The sequence below is a fragment of the Pantoea sp. FN0305 genome (genome assembly GCF_050113845.1).
In the GTDB taxonomy this organism is placed as follows: Bacteria; Pseudomonadota; Gammaproteobacteria; order Enterobacterales; family Enterobacteriaceae; genus Mixta; species Mixta alhagi.
In genome coordinates this window covers 141450-159888 of the sequence record NZ_JBNJSN010000009.1, presented here as the reverse complement: position 1 = coordinate 159888, position 18439 = coordinate 141450, and the positions used below count along the sequence as shown (strand labels likewise).

Annotated in this window: 18 protein-coding genes, 1 tRNA gene and 3 pseudogenes; 19 read left to right on the top strand and 3 right to left on the bottom strand. The window is 52.5% G+C overall.

Going from position 1 to position 18439, the window contains the following annotated elements; genetic code table 11:
- Nucleotides 1-109, top strand: a 109-nt coding sequence (locus tag ACQE3Y_RS17735; protein WP_426981673.1) for an IS3 family transposase, incomplete at its 5' end; no start/stop codon positions are given.
- A gap of 167 nt (nucleotides 110-276) precedes the next feature.
- On the opposite strand, the gene ACQE3Y_RS17730 is transcribed toward ACQE3Y_RS17735, so the two are convergent.
- A tRNA-OTHER gene (locus tag ACQE3Y_RS17730) sits at nucleotides 277-367 on the bottom strand.
- 45 nt (nucleotides 368-412) lie between these two features.
- Here ACQE3Y_RS17730 and ACQE3Y_RS17725 point away from each other — a divergent pair.
- The 6 genes and pseudogenes from ACQE3Y_RS17725 (at nucleotide 413) to ACQE3Y_RS17700 (ending at nucleotide 6170) form a co-directional block, all read left to right on the top strand.
- A complete protein-coding gene (locus ACQE3Y_RS17725) occupies nucleotides 413-1297 on the top strand; it encodes a ParA family protein (protein WP_426974790.1) in 885 nt (294 codons plus the stop codon).
- Nucleotides 1294-1668, top strand: coding sequence for a hypothetical protein (locus ACQE3Y_RS17720; protein ID WP_426974791.1), 375 nt, complete (start codon nucleotides 1294-1296; stop codon nucleotides 1666-1668). Before ACQE3Y_RS17725 ends, ACQE3Y_RS17720 begins: the two co-directional genes overlap by 4 nt.
- A complete protein-coding gene (dnaB, locus tag ACQE3Y_RS17715; protein ID WP_426974792.1) occupies nucleotides 1661-3016 on the top strand; it encodes a replicative DNA helicase in 1356 nt (451 codons plus the stop codon). Before ACQE3Y_RS17720 ends, dnaB begins: the two co-directional genes overlap by 8 nt.
- Nucleotides 3013-4495, top strand: a pseudogene (locus ACQE3Y_RS17710) (ParB family protein). Before dnaB ends, ACQE3Y_RS17710 begins: the two are co-directional and overlap by 4 nt.
- Complete coding sequence (locus ACQE3Y_RS17705; protein WP_426974793.1) at nucleotides 4479-5018, top strand: DUF2857 domain-containing protein; 540 nt, start codon at nucleotides 4479-4481, stop codon at nucleotides 5016-5018. Before ACQE3Y_RS17710 ends, ACQE3Y_RS17705 begins: the two are co-directional and overlap by 17 nt.
- A gap of 18 nt (nucleotides 5019-5036) precedes the next feature.
- Nucleotides 5037-6170 carry an STY4528 family pathogenicity island replication protein gene (locus tag ACQE3Y_RS17700; protein WP_426974794.1) on the top strand — a complete coding sequence of 378 codons (1134 nt, stop codon included), beginning with the start codon at nucleotides 5037-5039 and terminating at the stop codon, nucleotides 6168-6170.
- Nucleotides 6171-6220: 50 nt separating this feature from the next.
- On the opposite strand, the gene fic is transcribed toward ACQE3Y_RS17700, so the two are convergent.
- Nucleotides 6221-7297: a protein adenylyltransferase Fic gene (gene fic, locus ACQE3Y_RS17695; protein ID WP_426982177.1), complete on the bottom strand. Its 1077-nt coding sequence runs from the start codon at nucleotides 7295-7297 to the stop codon at nucleotides 6221-6223.
- Between the two features lie 558 nt (nucleotides 7298-7855).
- Nucleotides 7856-8152, bottom strand: a pseudogene (locus tag ACQE3Y_RS17690) (helix-turn-helix transcriptional regulator).
- 814 nt (nucleotides 8153-8966) lie between these two features.
- Between ACQE3Y_RS17690 and ACQE3Y_RS17685 the strand changes: the two are divergent.
- The 12 genes and pseudogenes from ACQE3Y_RS17685 (at nucleotide 8967) to ACQE3Y_RS17630 (ending at nucleotide 18384) form a co-directional block, all read left to right on the top strand.
- On the top strand, nucleotides 8967-10286 hold the full coding sequence (locus ACQE3Y_RS17685; protein ID WP_426974796.1) for a hypothetical protein: 1320 nt from the start codon (nucleotides 8967-8969) through the stop codon (nucleotides 10284-10286).
- A 278-nt stretch (nucleotides 10287-10564) separates the two neighbouring features.
- Nucleotides 10565-11265: pseudogene (locus tag ACQE3Y_RS17680) on the top strand (PFL_4669 family integrating conjugative element protein).
- The gene (locus tag ACQE3Y_RS17675) at nucleotides 11255-11749 is read left to right on the top strand and encodes a DUF3158 family protein (protein WP_426982176.1); all 495 of its coding nucleotides are present in this window, start codon (nucleotides 11255-11257) and stop codon (nucleotides 11747-11749) included. Before ACQE3Y_RS17680 ends, ACQE3Y_RS17675 begins: the two are co-directional and overlap by 11 nt.
- A gap of 565 nt (nucleotides 11750-12314) precedes the next feature.
- Complete coding sequence (locus ACQE3Y_RS17670; protein ID WP_426974798.1) at nucleotides 12315-12731, top strand: STY4534 family ICE replication protein; 417 nt, start codon at nucleotides 12315-12317, stop codon at nucleotides 12729-12731.
- A 120-nt stretch (nucleotides 12732-12851) separates the two neighbouring features.
- Nucleotides 12852-13250, top strand: coding sequence for a hypothetical protein (locus tag ACQE3Y_RS17665; protein ID WP_426982175.1), 399 nt, complete (start codon nucleotides 12852-12854; stop codon nucleotides 13248-13250).
- A 47-nt stretch (nucleotides 13251-13297) separates the two neighbouring features.
- Nucleotides 13298-13906: a hypothetical protein gene (locus ACQE3Y_RS17660; RefSeq protein ID WP_426982174.1), complete on the top strand. Its 609-nt coding sequence runs from the start codon at nucleotides 13298-13300 to the stop codon at nucleotides 13904-13906.
- A gap of 5 nt (nucleotides 13907-13911) precedes the next feature.
- The gene (locus tag ACQE3Y_RS17655; RefSeq protein WP_426974802.1) at nucleotides 13912-14562 is read left to right on the top strand and encodes a TIGR03759 family integrating conjugative element protein; all 651 of its coding nucleotides are present in this window, start codon (nucleotides 13912-13914) and stop codon (nucleotides 14560-14562) included.
- Nucleotides 14538-15071, top strand: a complete 534-nt coding sequence (locus ACQE3Y_RS17650; protein ID WP_426974803.1) for a transglycosylase — start codon at nucleotides 14538-14540, stop codon at nucleotides 15069-15071. Before ACQE3Y_RS17655 ends, ACQE3Y_RS17650 begins: the two co-directional genes overlap by 25 nt.
- Entirely contained in the window at nucleotides 15068-15442 is a 375-nt protein-coding gene (locus ACQE3Y_RS17645; RefSeq protein ID WP_426982173.1) for an integrating conjugative element protein, read from the top strand. Before ACQE3Y_RS17650 ends, ACQE3Y_RS17645 begins: the two co-directional genes overlap by 4 nt.
- A complete protein-coding gene (traD, locus tag ACQE3Y_RS17640; protein WP_426982172.1) occupies nucleotides 15439-17472 on the top strand; it encodes a type IV conjugative transfer system coupling protein TraD in 2034 nt (677 codons plus the stop codon). Before ACQE3Y_RS17645 ends, traD begins: the two co-directional genes overlap by 4 nt.
- Complete coding sequence (locus tag ACQE3Y_RS17635) at nucleotides 17435-17701, top strand: hypothetical protein (RefSeq protein ID WP_426974807.1); 267 nt, start codon at nucleotides 17435-17437, stop codon at nucleotides 17699-17701. Before traD ends, ACQE3Y_RS17635 begins: the two co-directional genes overlap by 38 nt.
- The gene (locus tag ACQE3Y_RS17630) at nucleotides 17701-18384 is read left to right on the top strand and encodes a TIGR03747 family integrating conjugative element membrane protein (protein WP_426974808.1); all 684 of its coding nucleotides are present in this window, start codon (nucleotides 17701-17703) and stop codon (nucleotides 18382-18384) included. Before ACQE3Y_RS17635 ends, ACQE3Y_RS17630 begins: the two co-directional genes overlap by 1 nt.
- Nucleotides 18385-18439 lie beyond the last annotated feature (55 nt).

Genomic DNA, 18439 nt, shown 5'->3' with positions numbered 1-18439 from the left:
TGATTACATCGAAATGTTTTATAACAGTAAGCGTCGGCATGGTTCTAGCGATCAGATGTCACCGGCAGAATATGAAAACCAGTATTATCAACGGCTCAGAAGTGTCTAGATTATCCGTGGCGATTCAAAGCATATCTTTCACTGCGGGTATACATCAGCAAGTTGATGTAGATTGAATCAGGTTGACTTAGGTTGAGTGAAAAAGCGGTAAAACCTTGCGGATACTGGATTTCAGGCACAAAAAAAGCCGCCCCTGGGCGACTTAGTTGCATCATTTGGTGCGAAGGCCGGACTCGAACCGGCACGTATTTCTACGGTTGATTTTGAATCAAAGCGATCAGGTAACTTAACCTACTAACAAATCAGCGTTTTACAGTGAAGCCCTTTTCAGACAACGAAAAAGGCACTGGTTATGAAAAACGCAGATGCACACAGTTTACCTACACTAATTGCCGCCATCCTTTCCACCAAAGGTGGCGTGGTGAAAACTACCGATACGGCTAACCTCAGCGGCTACCTGGCCGATCAGGGGTTGAAAGTCCTGATGATTGATGCCGATATCCGCCAGCCGACGCTCAGCAGCTATTACCCTCTTGATAACGAAGCTCCAGGTGGCATCTACGAGCTTATCGCGCAGAACGAGCTGGATCCAGCGATCATCATCTCACACACCTCCATTCCCGGACTGGATATCATCATCTCCAACGATCCGCGCGGCGAGCTGATGAGCCTGCTTCAGGCTGCGCCCGACGGCGTGATCCGCCTGCGCCATCTAGTACGCCAGATAACCGGCTATGACGTCATTCTGATCGATACCATTGGCGCACGCACTATCGCGCTGGAAATGGTGCTGCTAGCCAGCGATCTCATTATCTCCCCGGTTCTACCGGAAATGCTCTCCGCACGCGAGTTTCTGCGCGGCACGCTGCAAATGTACCGGGATCTCCAGCCCTTCACCCGCTACGGCATCCCGCTACCGCCGCTGAAGGCGGTGATCAACAAACTCGACCACACCAACGACGCCCGCGAAATCCACCACAACCTGCTTCAGGTTCTCCAGCACAAACAGAAAGAGCAGGAACTACTGGTGCCCACCGAGATACTGATGACGCCGGTTTACGCCAGTGTGGCCTATCGCCGGGCGGCATCGCTGGGAATGCCGGTACATCGGCTGGATGCCTCTCGCGCCAGAGGCCGGGCAACGCCCTGTTCCGCTGAAACTATGCGGATGCTGGCCGAAGAATTGTTCCCACAGGTTCTCGCCCTGCCCCATCAACCGGTGGAGGGCATCGCATGAAACGGAAAATCTGGCGGGCATTTTGCTCTTATTACGCCCAGTATCCCTTCGAGAAAGACGATGAAGTGATCGTGTTCTTTGAAGCCGCTGATCGTGAAGAAGCGCGGGAAACGCTGCCGGTATTAATGTCGCTGCTCTGGCATATCCCACCGGAAAAAGTGGACTGCTTCAACCTGGAGGATGAGAACGAGCTACGGGATACGTCCGGTTCACTGACGTCCCCCAGAGACTGGCCGTTATTTGAAATCGGCTGGTCCAACAATAAGCCGCTCTACTCCAGTGATTTACCGCTATTACTGCTGCCGCCGCATCAACAGACACGGCTGTGGGAGGCTTTTCTGGCCTGTCAGGAGGGTAATCGGGATGAGTAAGCGCAAACGGCCACAACCACCCCACTCCGTCGAGGCGGAACAATCGGTACTTGGTGGACTGATGCTGGATAACGATCGCTGGGATGACGTCGCCACACAGATCTCCGCGCAGGACTCCTTTATCTCGGCACACCGCACTATCTATAGCCATATGCAAACCCTGGTCGAACAGGGAAACCCCATCGACCTGATTACCCTGAGCGAATCGCTGGAACAGCAGGAGCAGCTTGAGCAGGTGGGCGGCTTCGCCTACCTGGCGGAGCTTTCCAAAAACACGCCCAGCACCGCCAATATCATTCCCTACGCGCAATACATTGCCAGCTATGGTGAGTTGCGCCAGCTTCTGTTACTGGGCAATGAACTGAGCGATATGGCAAGCCAGCCGCGAAGTAATGTAGCTGACGTACTGACCTTCGCGGAGCAAAAGCTGTTTGCCATTGCGCAGTCGCATCAGGATGGTGGCCTGACAGATATCAACACCTGCTTTGATAACGTGCTGGCAGGCATCGCTCAGCGCTATGAGGCAGAACGCGGTAGCCTCAGCGGCACACCGTCCGGACTGGAACAACTCGATGCCCTGACCTGCGGCTTCCAGCCTGCCGATCTGATTATCGCCGCTGCTCGTCCCTCCGTCGGCAAAACCGCCTTCGCCCTGACGCTATGTGTGAACGCGCTAATGCTGCGCCCTGCTCAGCAGGTGCAAATCTACAGCATGGAAATGTCATCGGAACAGCTACTGCTGCGGCTGGTTTCTCTGATTGGCCGCGTCTCGCAAACCCGGCTGCGTAGCGGCGATCTCGCTGATGACGACTGGAAACAAATTGGCGTCAGCGCCAGTATCCTGATGAACGATTGGAAAGATCGCCTGCTGCTCGACGATTCTGGGATCCTCACCACATCTATTTTACGCAGTCGGGCCAGACGATCGCTGCGCCAGTACGGGCCTCCTTCGCTGATCGTGGTTGATTATCTGCAACTGATGCGCAGCGGCGGCGCGGAGAACCGCAATCAGGAGATCTCGACGATCTCCCGCTCGCTGAAAGCGCTGGCGAAGGAATTAAATTGCCCGGTGCTGGCGCTGTCGCAGCTTAACCGGGCGCTGGAGTCACGCCTTAACAAGCGCCCCTGCAATGCTGATCTGCGCGATTCCGGCTCTATCGAGCAGGATGCGGATGTCATCTTATTCCTCTACCGCGACGAACTGTACGATCCCAACACGCTGGATCGGGGTATCGCTGAAGTCATTGTCAGCAAACAGCGCAACGGCCCGATAGGCACGGTGCAAACCCGATTTATCAGCGATCAAACCCGCTTCGAATCGCTCAGCCAGCAAGGAGTCGGGTCATGAACAACAAGCTGACTTCGACAGAACTCCAGTCCCGCCTGCTACAGGGCAATTTTGATCGTGGAAGATCGCCTGATGAGCGATTTGCCGATCCGCTGATGGAAACCTCGATGATCGTCACGCTGGAGCAGCTTCGCCCTTACGATCTCAATCCGCGACTGATGCGTAACCCCAGCTATGACGACATCAAGGAATCGATCCGTCGTCGCGGGCTGGACACGCCGCCGCCGATCACCCGTCGTCCCGATCAGGAGTGGTTCATCATCGCCAACGGTGGCAATACCCGCCTGTCGATCCTCAACGAACTGTGGCGCGAACGCATGACGAGCGGTTCTGGCGCATTCAGTGTCTGTACAAGCCGTGGGCCGGTACATCCGCTCAACCCATGCTGGGCGAACTGCGCTGCCTGATCGGCCATCTGGCGGAAAACGATATGCACGGCAAACTCAGCTTCATCGAGCGGGCACTGGGGATCAACAAGGCGCGGGAGCTGTACCAGCAGGTGGAAGGGTGTCAGCTTTCGCAACGAGAGCTAGCAGAGCATCTGAAGAACGACGGCTATCCGATCAACCAGTCACATATCAGCCGGATGGAACAGGCTCTAGAATACCTGCTGCCCTGTATCCCCGAGGTGCTGTACGCGGGGATGGGTCGCTCGCAGGTGGAAAAACTGCTGTCATTGCGGGCAGCATCATTACATCTCTGGCAGCGTCATGCCGCCGAAGACGTCGGTTCCTTTGACGATCTTTTTTCCTCTGCGCTGTCACTGTTCAACGACCAGCCTGAAGACTTCGCTATCGAGCGGGTGCAGGATGAGCTGCTGGGGCTGATGAGTCAGGAGCTGAACGTTGACTACAACCTGCTGTTGCTGGACGTCGATCCCTCTGAGCAAAAGCGTCAGGCCGTGCTCGGCCCCACGCCTGAACCACCGCCCTATATTCCACCGGAAGAACCCGAACCACGCCAGGTAACGCGCAGGCGTAAACCTGAAACAGAGGAAGAAGAAGTTGGCACGCCCGCTCCTCTGCCTGAACCAGAAGAAGCACCCTCGCTCTTATGTGAAGGGACCGAACCCGTGACGGATATCTGGCGCATCCCACAACTGTGGGATACCACGGAGTCCTTACGATCTGTTAGCGATCGCCTGGCGTGGGATTTGGCTGAGCATTACGCCATTGACGACCGGATAATTTCAGATGCCGATGTAAATGGCATTGGCTTTCATGTGATGCCATTCGCATCAGATCATCCATGTTCACCCGGCCACAGTCACGCGCCTGTTGGGCGCTGCTGGCGGCGCTCAACGAGATCCCACTAACGGAAGATCTGGCCTCTGCACTGACGCCTGGGCTCTTTTTTCAACGTGATGCAGACGGCTTCTTCTTCAGCGATGAATTTCTTATTAAAGCATTCCGGCTGATCCGTATTGTCCGCCGGATCAAAGAATTACAGCAGGAGGCACAACATGCTGCCGACGATTAATCAGGCCGTTTTGTCACAGGTGATACAAGCCCTGAAGGACGGCAATGTGCGCTATTGCGAAGCGCTGGGCTTTGACCGTGAGGAGCTGAACGAACTTAACGCCCTGACCTTTGAGGAACTGATGCACATGGGCAACACCTCAGCTCAGTTCCTGAAAATCACCATCAACCATGACGTGCTACGCAAAATGCTGGTTCAGGTGCGCCAGGAACAAAAATTTCAGCAACTGGTCGGCCAGGCGGTACAGCTTGGCGGTTCAATAGCGTTAATCAGCCACTACTTCGGGATATCGACTGCTGAAATCAGTGCCCGCCGTCGGCTGATGGGGATCCACGTTCGTCAGGGGCGCAACCAGGTTCCCGGCGAAGAAGAGGAAGCCGCGCTCTGGAACCGTTGGCAGGAGCTCAAAGTCGATAACATCGACTCCATACCGGCACTGGAAGCCATGATGCTGCTGGCGCAGGAACGTTCGCTCCCACTGACCTTGGTCTGGAATCTGATCCGGCAGTGGGAAAAAATCTGAGTGACCGAGGGGAAGATCATGACACCGTATATCCAGGCGCTTATCACTATGACCGGCGACAAACTCCAGCAACGGATGCAGAAGGATCCGGCAACCGCTTCCGATAGCCTGCTGTTTATGGGCAATCAACATGACACGGTTCCTCGTCGCCTGTTGCAGGATCCGCTGTTATCGCCCAGAGATAAATTTGCCTGGCAGGTGATACGAATGCAGGCGCAGGACAACGGCGGCGCGGTGTTCCCCTCTTACAGTGAATTGCAGGTGCAGCTCTCTAACCGCCCGCAGGATGAAAAAGCCTCGCGCAGTACCGTCAGCCGGGCATTACTGATGCTGCGCCTGACACGCTGGCTCAGTCTGTGCCATAAGGCGCGAGATCGGGTTTCCGGTCGTATCCTCGGGAATATCTATGCCCTGCACGATGAACCGCTGAGCGTACTGGATGCTGTACGCTTTGATGCCAGCTATCTTCATTTGCTGGAGCAGTGCTCACGACATGAAAACAAGGCCATACGCGCCACTGCGCAAGGCATTTTGTACGACATTCGCCAGGACACCAGTCTGCGCTATCTATCCTCGCGTATAGAGTTGCTAGAAGAACGCGCCCGATGGCAGCAGCGCCAGTCTCCTGAGGAGACTAAGCCAGAAACATCCGGTCTCAATACGGTACCAGGCAAAATTTCCCCGAGTACCGAATCGAGACTAAGCCGGGAACCGGGGCCTGACGGCTTAGTCTCAAATCAGGACCAAGCTTTTGTACGTACTGTACCTACAGATCTGTGTAATAGTACTACCGCGCGCGCGAACGATTCACCTCCGAACTGGCCGCCGGAAATTCCGTTAACCCATCCTGAAAAACAGCTTGTTTTACAGGCCATGCAGAACCTGCCGCCCCCACTGCGCCAGGAAGTGCTCGATGATGCAGCTCAACGCGTTGCCCGTGGCGGCATACAAAACCCGCTCGCCTATCTGCTGGCAACGCTGCGCAAAGCGCAGGACGGTGAGTTTAATCAGTATCGGCGCGGCAAAGCGGCGATACCGGAATTTGTGCCGCCTGTAGTTTCAGAGCCAGACATACCGGCAAGGCCGCGTCAAAAGCGGGATATCAGTAAGTTGGTTGCGGAGATTCGGGCGCAGTGTTTGGAGAAAAAGTGATGCCAGTGGCATCACCATTTGTCCACGCTTTTGTTTTCTGGGCCCATTCACTACTGATTCAACTCCTGTAGCAACCTAGTATTGATATACAGCTTTTCACGGCCAACGCTCATTTCCTCCAACACACCAATTTTGACCAACTGCTTGAGGTATGTCGATGCCGTCTGGCGCTTGGCCACCCCATGTTCGACAAGGTTATCGATCCGACAATATGGTTGTGCAAAAAGCGCCTGGACAAGTTCATGGGTGTAGATTTTCGGTAGCTTCTCGCGTACATACTCTGTGGTTTCAGCCATTAATGCTCGCACAATCGATATCTTATCAGTAGTCCATCGGGACGTACTCTCCACAGCCTCCAGCATAAATAATATCCACGATTCCCAGTCACCCTCTTCTGTCACCCTACGAAGGAGCGTGTAGTAATCATCGCGTCTCTCCAAGATAAAGCGGGATAAATACAGGATTGGTAGCGAAAGCAATTCGCTCTGGATCAGATATAGAATATTCAAGATACGGCCCGTTCTCCCGTTCCCATCCGGGAACGGGTGAATGCACTCAAACTGATAGTGCGCAATAGCCATTTTAACCAATGGATCTAAATCATCATCACCGTGTATAAACCGCTCCCAGTTCGCCAGTAGCTCACGAATGGCGTCTTCACCCACCGGCGGCGTATATACCACGTTATTATTCTGATCACGCAATACCGTGCCCGGAGTTTTCCTGATATCAGTTTGAACTGCACGTAATTTAGTACAGATAGCTACCGCTGTGTTTGTACAGAGTGGATAGTCCTCAAGCTGGGTATAGCCATCATAGAGCGCTGTACGATAGCGCAGCGCTTCTTTAGTAGCCGGATCTGCGCCATCTGCGCGGTCAGCATACTGAAAGAGTTGATCGCTGGTAGTTACGATATTCTCTATGCGCGATGAGTCCTTCGCTTCCAGCATCGGGAGAATGTTTATCAGCAACCCTTGGTCAGGGATCAACTCACCAGCAGTTTTCAACTCAGCGATTGCTGCGCGCGCACTTATGCATGCTTTAAGTACGCTGCGTGTTTCAATGCGCTCCAGGTCAGGCGGCAGTATTGGCAAATCGTTGTAAGGGGTTTCTGCATTCCAGTTCATATGTTTATAAAAACCGTTTTAATCGACATATAGCCATAATATGTCGTTGTCATCGACATGTCACGTCATCATGTTTAAAAAGTCATGTTTTATCGACATATCACTGGAACATGTCGACGCGGTAAACACATCCAGACAACATGTTTAAAAAAGCAAATTTCATCGACACATAGCCAGAAAGTGTCGATGCCATAAGCATATCCCGGCAACATGTTTAAAAAATAAGGCTTTATCGACATATGGCTGGAATGTGTCGATGCGGTAAACATATCCAGAAGACATGTTTAAAAAAGCGAATTTCATCGACACATAGTAAGAACGTGTCGATGCCATAAGCATATTCCGGCAACATGTTTAAAAAATAAGGCTTTATCGACATATGGCTGGAATGTGTCGATGCGGTAAACATATCCAGAAGACATGTTTAAAAAAGCAAATTTCATCGACATATAATAAGAACGTGTCGATGCCATAAGCATATTCCGGCAACACGTTTAAAAAAATGAATTTTATCGACATGTTCTAAGGTTTTCACCATAGACTATCACATAGACATCATCACCACTTTTCTCGTCTGGCTAGAGAATCTCTATATTTCTCAGTTAACTTATATGAATTTATGGCTGATGAAACCAATGGAGAAGAAAGTTCTATTTCAACGCCCAACACACTAAACACTTTGAACAACCGCTCAATACTGGCGCTACCTGGGTTCGCCTCCAATCGAGCATAGGTTTGCTGTGTTACGCCAAGCCTCTCTGCAATATCCTTTTAGGTCAGTCCATTTACTTTACGAAAGCCAATCAGAAGGGGGCGTAACTGATTTATGGTCTTCAACGGATAAACAGTATTCATAAGGCATTCACCATTTTCTAGAACGTTTTACAGCCTATAAGCTGTTTTTAACCAATACACCCTATAGACTGTAAAAAAGACGACTTAACCTAATGAAATCTACTCAATCACCGAGCTGAAAAGGGAAATTGTTAAACTCCCCAATTCAAGTTTTTCGCGCGAATAACTTGAAGAAAAGGTGTGAATTAATTCTAACGCCAGATGGTTAGGCTAAGAGTGACAAATAAGGGAGTTTTTTATCTCTACATAAAAGAGAATTTTACGTGCCCTTTATGTAGAGATAAAAGGCAAAATAAGCTTTGATGCCAGTGAAATCACATCAATACCTATCAATCCAACACCAATCAATAGGTAAAAGGGTGATGCCATTGGCATCACATGAATACCTATCAATCCATCACAAATCAATAGATAAAACGACAATATCACTGGCTAGCCAAGAGAGCAGTATTATTCCACAGAGTTTTTAGTTAGACATGCTTGGTAACAATGAATGAAATATTAATAACCATAGTATTGCTTTGATTTAAAATAAAGGCTATAAAAGCAAATGACTATAAAACATGAAAATAATGATTCTATTATATATGTACATTAGATTTAAGTATTCACTGACTTATGGGTAATAAAGTGATCATACAGATGCCACTAACGAAAAACACAGAAAAACTTAACTGCTTGCATTATAAAAATAAGTACAATGCTTTTATGAAAATTAAAACCACAAGAAAAGTATAAAAATCATCATTTACTAAAAAATCAAGTGAAGATAAAACTTCACACTATATAATATTTAGAACTGAGGTTAAAAGATATGCCCGTTAATGAATCAGAAGAGAGGTTGCTTAACTTCACAAAGAAAACATTTCTGTCAATGTGGTCTCACAGTAATATTTTCTATAAGAAAGGAAAGGAATTTTGCGATGTAATGGTCGTCTTTGGCAATGATGTAATCATCATGTCAGATAAACTTATTAATTATAATATTGAAATTGACGAAAAAATCGCATGGAATAGATGGTATAAAAGTGCTATCGAAAGCAGCATAAAACAGCTAAATGGTGCATATAAACATATAAACTCATATCCCGACAATCTATATACTGATGCTCAAGCAACAGAGCCATTCTCAATGGAATTACCACATTCGGATGAAATATGCATTCATTTAATTGCTATCGCAAATGGTTGCTCTGACGCATGCTATAGAAAATACGGTCGCTATGGATTAAATATTGATACAGCATGTACCGGAAAAGACACTTTATTTACCATAGGTATACCCACAAGAAAATTCGTCCATATATTCAATGATAGCAGTCTAGATAAAATATTTACATGTTTAGATACAACCAGAGATTTCATTGATTACATTCAAGCTAGGGAAAACTTACTTACAACTTCAGATAAGCACATTAAAATATATGGCGAAGAAGAGCTATTGGCAGCCTGGATGCTTAGCCAGCCAGGTAATGCTCCGTTCCATATGCCATATGAACTATTTCGTACAGCAGATGACATTTATCATATCGGCCCAGGCCTTTGGGAACAATATAATAGCGATGAAAATCAAAGAATAAGACAAGAAACTCGAAAAAACTCCTATACTATAGATAATTTGATAGATCACATTCATACCGAATATGAAAACCAAAGTTTAATCATTGGTCAACATGAATCAATTAATTACCACGAGAGGGCTTTCAGATTATTAGCCTCTGAATCAAGACTTGGACGTCAACTTATTTCAATGCCATTAATTGAAGTCGCACAAGAAGATCCTGGATTCTTTTGGGCTAACATTGTCGAATCCAATGATTTTCCGGGATTGTTATACTTATGGTTAATTTACCCTGAGATACCAGAAGATGTCTCTGATGATATTGTTATAAATATATTATTTTCTCAACTCAGTAAATATTTACTTGTTGCACAATCCAAGTTTAGAGATATGAAAATAATTTTTGGCGCATGCTTGCCGAATATACAATCATCACGCAGGGATCGCCTTTTTATTGTTAATGATGCTTCATATTGGAATGAAGAGATGCAAAAGCTAGCAATTGAATATGAAAAAAATGAAGGTATACTTGCTAATATAACCAGCACTAAGAATTTTAGCATTAGAGCATAGCCTCTCTGGCGTTGATAATTCAGCGCCAGAATGACATTAATTTATAGATATAAAAAGTGAAAGTATATAATTAAAAAACAAAGTTACAGGGATAACTAATCCTCGACATCAATTAATAAGAGGGAAGTCCTTACAAACTTAAAAATATTATCTAACCGAGTATAACGTTATTAATCTCTCTCCCAGCAATCTTCCCGTATGCGTATGCGTTTTCCCATTGCTCACAATCCCTCATGCCATCACTCTGCGCTGACACCCATCTGCAACAGGAAACACATATGTCGGACTACACCTTCAACATGGGTCCCTTGCGTAGTGCGATCCATATTATTCAGCTTCACACCCATAATGCCACCCGACTGTGGACCGGGCGACGGGCGACCGAAAACGGCCCTGCGCCAATCATCGGAATGCCGCGCTTTATCGAAATCCTCAACCAGATGCGCATTGCCGCAGAACATAACGATCCTTACGCCGATCTGTGGATGCTGCGCATGGAAGAGAAACTGGTGCAATCGCGTAAGCTGATGCAAGTGATGCTGGATCAGGCGAAAGCCATGTTCAGCGAATTGCCAGAAGGCATCGATATTGAAACCTGCTTCAATATTCAGCCTGCTCGCTTTCCGCTGTTTATCAACGCCCCGCTGGCCTATCAGGGTGTTTATCTGCTGACCGACTTCGACCGCTCGCACGCCAGCTTCTGCTGGCCTCACATATCGCCGTCATCTCCCGCAGGGAAATGCACAACCGGTTAAATAATGGCGCAACGGTTATTCGTAGCGCCTTTGGTCTGGCGCAGAAGTATCACGGTTCCGGGCTGACTCGTCAGGACTTTATCGACGATACACCGCAGGCCAGAGCCGTCATTGAACGTTTAGGCCCGCTGCCGGAAGCGATACTGAGCGGCAAGCTGCGCTCATCGTTTTCATCACCATTGCCTGGTAAGACCGAAAATCCCAGAGCTGCCGATGATGAATAACCCCATAACCGGCTATCAGTCGCTGGCTGATGAAGACTATAAAATGCTGGCTTACGTCTCCTCGCTAAAAGGCCTTTTAAAGCCTTTTAAGAGTAAGGGGGAGCTGGAGCTGCTCGAGAGCAACTCCCGAAGCGTGCGCGAGATGATGGAGCCATTGATGCAGCGTCTAATCCAGAGCGCCAGACGCTACCCCGTGCGCCAGCTTCCGCTGATATTCACCATCGGCCCAGCCCCGTCCGGCGCAAACTTCCTGCGCTGGCGGAACCAGCAGAACAATAAATCTGGCACCCCGGCATTCTGCAACCTGATTGGCGATCCAAAAATCCTGCAACGTGCCAGAGATGCCTTGCTGGAAATCGAGCGGGATCGCATCGTGTTCAATATGCAGATGTCGGTACTGACCTTCATCATCCGCCAGGCACGGGAATGTCAGGAAAAGATGAACCAGGCAGAAATACTGTATCAGGGGCGGCAAAATAGCTGACGCAGGACATGAATTGCAGCACGACACTAAGCGACTGCGCGATTACTCTCAATGCACTCCCAACAGCGCGTCAAGTTTTACTGGTTCGCGCTCGTGACGCTCCCGTCGCGCAAAACACCCTTTACGCTCCTGTTCAGTATCATTCCGGGCGGATAGCAAGGCGACAGCCGTCTCGCTATCCGTCCGGAACTCCTGCTTTTTTCCGGCGCCCACCGGATAACAACGGGATCCGTTTGTGCGCAAGCGCCAGCTATGACGATTTACACTGCTGACAGAAATCGCGCGTAACCCTACGCGACCAGTGCCCCTTCAGCCCGCTGCACCTTAACAGCCTCCGTGCGGAACACAATATTTAAGGTGCAGCAAAACAGAATATCGCCTCGCAATTTCCCTTTCCCCTCGTTTAAATCCCCTTGCTTATCCGGTAGCCGGAACCTGCAAGCTGCCCGCCGTAAGGCGCGGTTCCATAGCCTTTTAATTGCGCAGCATCACACAGGCGCATCCCTTTCACCCGATGCACTCTGCATATCACCAAGCGTCGCGTTCAGCCACGCGGGAGGATCCTATGAACGAGAAAACTTACTTCAATCTGTACACCAGCGGTCTGGGTTACGTTAACCGTGTCTGCACCGTCACCCCTAAACGCGGCGAACCCTTTTTATGCTGTGACATTGCCGCATTAAGCGGGGCTGCCGATGACGTGGACTATGTCCGCTTTGACTGCAAAGTCACTGGCAGCGAAGCGCGTAAGCTGATTGCCCGCTGCGAGCAGGCGGTCAATGAAAAGCGCAAAGTGCTGATCCACTTCCGCCTGGGCGACTTATACGTCGATATGTTCACTTACAGCAAAGGCGAGCGTAAAGGCGAAACGGGCGTCAGCCTGAAAGCCCGACTGCTCTATATTGGCCTTATCAAAATCGACGGTGAAGTCGTCTGGCAGGCCGGAAATCAGGAAGCAGAGGCAGAAGCTGATGCAGCCTGAATCTTTATCGTGACGCCCACTCCGGGCGTCTTTTTTTCCTCACCGAAAAACAATTTCGCGTTGTCTGCCTTCCCACCATTGCGCATCCTCTGGCTATTCCTTACAAGATTCAGAGAAACAATGGCGCGAATAACAGGATGGGTTATCACATTGCTGATGCTGGGCGGCTGCACCGCGCCCCGAGAGCCCGTTGCGCCTACGCCAAAATCAGCCACACCACCCACGCCTGAAGTCGTGCGCTATGACCGCTACCTGCTGATTAACACCCGCCCCGACGAAGCTCAGCACAACCTGTTGCACCAGGTCGTCAACATCAACCTGCCGCTGAACCTGAAGCTCACCGTGGGCGACGCCTTCACCTGGCTGCTGAAACAGAGCGGCTACAGCCTGTGCGCCGATGCAGTTTCTGTCTGGCAAACCGCTGCCGCTTTCGCAATACCGGCTCGGCCCGATGCGACTGGAAGAGGCGCTGAAAACGCTGGCCGGACCGGGCTGGCTGATGCAGGCCGATGTACTTAACCGGGAAGTCTGTTTTCACCTGAACACGTCGGGAACGGGAGACCATCATGCTTAAACGCCTGGCCTACCTGATTGCTGGCGCTGCTCTCCTGCTGCTGGCGGCGGCGATGTTCTGGTGCTTTAACCGTCTGAATACCCTGACGCTGGCGCAGCAACAGACACAACGCCAGATAACTCAGTGGCGCGATCAGCCGCAGCCAGACAGCGATTATCAACAGCTACAGGCTGCTATAAAGAATATCACCGGACGCACGGAAGCCCTTGCCAGGCAGCTTAACGATGCCACCAGCTCTCAGGCCGAACGCCTTAAGCCCATTAACGAGCAGTTCAGGGAGCTGGACGGACAAGTCCGAACCCTGAGCACCAGTTATCAACACCTGCAACAACAGTCCGCCGCGCGCAGCCGCGCCAAGGCAAAACGCCCCGCCCCATCTCCGCTTTGGGCCGCAAAGGCCCCTTTTTCTCTTATCAGCAGCGAGTTCCGCGCCGGACGACAGTTCGCCGTCATTGCCCCATCCGGCTATCGCTCGCTCTCACAGCTTCAGCTTGTTGCTCCCGGCGACAGCGTGCAGGGCTGGCAACTGCTGCAACTGGACGACAGTTACGCCACTTTCCGTAAAGGCGGGCAGCGGCTGACGCTGAACGCCGGAGAGTAAAACCGATGCGCAGATACCTGTTGCTGTGCCTTTTACTACTGCCGCTGTTTGCCAGCCCCCAGCAAACCCGTATTGAAGAACAGACCATCACCCACACTCAGGCACAGCAGTGGGGATTAAACGACAGCGAATGGGAGCACTACCAGCAACTGCGGCAGGGCGAGCGCGGCATCTGGTCGCCGGGACTCGATCCCCTAACCACCCTCGGCGTGGAAGCCAACAGCGACGCTGAACGCCAGCGCTACGCCGAGCTACTGGCCCGTAAAGAGCATCAGCGGGTGGAAAAAGAACTGGCGTTCCAGCGTGCTTACAACCAGGCATGGAAGCGGCTTTATCCGACTCTGACACCCATCCGTAGCATCGTCCAGCCACGGCTGGCGCTGTTCGTCAGCGAAAAATGCCCGGCCTGCGAGACGCTGGCGCAGAAGCTTCTCAACGACGACCGCCCACTGGACATCTGGCTGATCAACAGCCGTAACGACGATGCCATCCTGCAACGCTGGGCACAGCGCCAGCATATTGATATGCGCAAAGTCGAACGCGGGCAGATAACGCTTAATCACGATAACGGGCGCTGGCAACGCCTCGGCGGTGGAAAACTACCGTTATTGCTGGAACAACAGGGGGAGCAATGGCATCCCGTCTCTGCGCCCTGACAGTCGGCCTGCTTATCAGCACTCACGCCTGCGCCGTGCCGCCGCTGTATGAACAAATCGCCCGCCAGCAGCGGGTTCCGGCTGAACTGCTTTACGCGGTGGCCCGCGCTGAAAGCGGCACCCGACTGGCGCAGGGGCTGCATCCGTGGCCGTGGACGCTTAATATTGCCGGAACCGGCTACCATTACCCCAGCCGTTCGTCAGCCTGCCGGGCATTGCTGGACTTCGCCCGTACCCACAGCCTGAAACGCATCGACTCCGGGCTGGGACAGATTAATCTCGGCTGGAACGGCCACTGGTTTCCCTCGCTGTGTGCCAGCTTTGATCCCGCGGGCAATCTCACCGTTACTGCCCTGCTGCTGCGTCAGCACTACAACGCATTCCCCGGAAGCTGGCTGGACGCCGCCGCCCGCTACCACCACCCCGCCGGGGGTAAAGCCGCTTCCATTTATCGCCAGAAAATCAGCCAGCAAATCCGGTTGCTATCAGCATCAGGGACCTCGTCATGAAATACCTTATTCCAGCGATGCTGTTGGCCGCTGCCGCCGCTATTGCCGGGCCTGCCGTTCCCATGCAGGCGCTGGATGAAGCGCGGTTACTGCCGGTCGTCATCCACAATCTGCATCCCGGTCAACAACCTCGTCTGGCACTCAATCTGCCGGGGATGACGCCACTGTTTTTAATCGGCGACGATCCGCTGTCCACAGAATGGCTGCGCCAGCACCGGGACGCGTTAAGAATCCTGCACGCCACCGGGCTGGTCGTGAACGTCGCCACGCTGGCGCGGTTGAATGCCCTGAGGGCTATCGCTCCAGCATTAACGCTGCTGCCCATCAGCGCCTATCCGGTGCTCATCACCGACAAGGGGCTGGAACCGTGAGGCTCGATTTTATCCTGCGCCCGGCAGTGGAGCTTTACAGCGCCAGCGCGGCCCTGCTGGCGGCAGTATGGTGCGTAGCGGCTCCGCAAACGCTGCTGCTTACTCCCCTTCCTGGCTGTCTGCTGGCGCTGGTATTGCTTGCACTGTCGGCCCTACGTCTAAAGCAGGGGCTGCGCATCCTGCGCTTTCGCCGCCGCGTGTGCCATCTGCCACTCTGGACGCTCTCCGCGAGCCGTATCCCATTGTTCCCCGACGCGCTGTTTCTCGGGCGCGGCTTTCGCTGGCTGCCCACGCATACCCAGCGGCTGTATCTAAGTCGCCTGCCACAGAGTGAACACTGGCTACGGACGGATCGTCTTTCCGCCTGCGGCGGCGATCCGCTGTTGCATGGCGTGGAGCTGCGCGAAGGCCGTGTCACCTTGCCGCTGCGCGATCGACCAGGGCATACGTTGGTGCTCGGCACCACCCGCGTCGGCAAAACCCGGCTGGCGGAGCTGCTGATTGCCCAGGATATCCGCCGTGGCGACACGGTGATTGTTTTCGATCCCAAGGGCGACGCCGATTTACTGCGTCGCGTGTGGGCAGAGGCGCACCGCGCAGGGCGGGAAAGCGTCTTCTGGCTGTTCCATCTCGGCTGGCCGGAAATTTCCGCCCGCTACAACGCCGTCGGAAGTTTTGGCCGCATCTCAGAAGTGGCCAGCCGCATCGCCGGGCAGCTTTCCACCGAAGGCAACTCCACCGCCTTCCGCGAGTTTGCCTGGCGCTTCGTCAACATCATTACCCGCGCCCTGGTGGCGCTGGGCCAGCGCCCGGACTATGCCCGTATCGCCCGTCACGTTATCAATATCGACGAACTGTTTATCGACTACGCCCGCGTCTTTCTGCCCGGTCACGACCGTCAGGCATGGGACAACGTGGTACGGATTGCCGGTGGCACCACTGAAAAAAACACGCCGCGAAACCTTCAGGGACGGGACAGCTACGTCGTGGCACTGGAACAATATCTTTCCACCACCCGGCTGCATGACCCGATCCTCGACGGCCTGCGCTCCGCCGTACGCTACGACAAAACCTATTTCGATAAGATCGTCGCCTCTCTACTGCCGCTTCTGGAAAAGCTGACCACCGGGAAAATCGCGCAACTGCTGGCTCCGGACTACGGCAACCTCAACGACCCACGCCCGGTGTTTGACTGGCAGCAGGCGATTCGCCAGCGGGCGATTGTCTATGTCGGGCTGGATGCGCTATCCGATGCAGAAATTGCCGCCGCCGTGGGCAACTCGATGTTTGCCGATCTGGTCAGCGTCGCCGGGCATATCTACAAGCACGGTGTGATGGACGGCCTGCCGCAGACGGAAGAAAAAGTGGCAATCAACCTACACTGCGATGAGTTCAGCGAACTGATGGGCGATGAATTTATTCCGCTGATCAACAAAGGCGGCGGCGCGGGCATACAAGTCACGGCCTACACCCAGACGCTTTCCGATATCGAAGCCCGCATCGGCGACCGCGCCAAAGCGGGACAGGTAGTTGGCAACTTCAACAGCCTGATCATGATGCGGGTACGGGAGTCCGCCACCGCCGAACTGCTGACCAGACAACTGCCGCAGGTGGATGTGCTCAGCAACAGCGTCAGTTCCGGCGTCACCGACAGCGCCGACGTTCAGGGCAACATCGGTTTTTCCAGCAATACCCAGGATCGGGTGAGCAGCGTACAGGTGCCGCTACTGGAACCCGCGTCACTGGTTCAGCTCCCTAAAGGTCAGGCGTTCGCCCTGCTGGAAGGCGGTCAGCTCTGGAAACTACGCATCCCGTTACCAGACACAGCGCACGATCCGCTGATGCCGGAAAACATCGCGCAAATCGCCCGTTATATGGAAAAACAGTACGACAGCATACCCGTATGGTGGAACCGCCCGGAGACAGTTGTAACGGCGAAAAATAACCCTATTTTATGGCTGAACGACAGCGAAACCACGGAGAAACTGACCGATGATACCCCGGACACACCGCCAGCTTGTAAGCGTTGAAGTGATGCGGCCTGCGCAAACGCTGCCTCTTCCCCTGCAACAGGCGGTGGAAGCGCTGACGCAGGGAGAAATGCCCGATCAGATTATCGCCCGCATGAATTTGCAGGGCTTTCAGGCATGGCGCGAACCTGCATCACCACAGGATGAACACGACATTTTTCAGATACGACTGGATGAGGCGCACGAGGCTCGATTCCTCTGCCGCTATATAACCCTGCCGCTGCACTGATGTCCGAACATGCGCCACCGCCGCCTGCACGCCGCCCCGGACTAATTGGCTGGCTCGCATTGTTACCTGGAGTGCTGGTTGGCTTTTGTCTCGGCGCATGGATGCTGGCGATAGCGCTGGAGTGGCTGGGCGAAGCGTTTTTCTGGCGGAATAACTGCGCCAGCCACAGTGAACAGGTATTGCAGGCAACATGGCACTGGTGGAGAAGTTCCGCTGGCGCACCGATGTGGTTAGTAGAAGATCTGGCGCTTGTCAGTGATAAGCTGCAACAAGGGATCGTAGCGCTGATTGCTTCTCTCAACGGGCAAAGCGGGTTGTTCTGGACAGAGACGGTCACTACGGTGATCCGCTGCGCGTTATTGTCTGCGGGTAACGTCACCCTCACCTTTCTGCTGCGGCTGGTGATTTTGTTGCAGGCACTGCCGCTGTTTGTGCTGACCATCGTCATCGGGCTGATTGACGGACTGGTACGTCGCGACTTACGGCGATTCGGCGCAGGCCATGAGTCCGGGTTTGTTTATCACCATGCCAGGCGTATGATTTCATCCAGCCTGGTTGCGACGGGACTGGTGTGGCTGGCGGTGCCGATTTTTCTTGTGCCAGAGTATGTGTTTATACCAGCGGCGGCAGGGATTGGGCTGGCGGTATCCATGACGGGCGGATCTTTCAAAAAATACGTCTGATGTCATCATTTCCAGCCCAACTGATACAACTCTCGCTGGCAACATTTATGCTGCG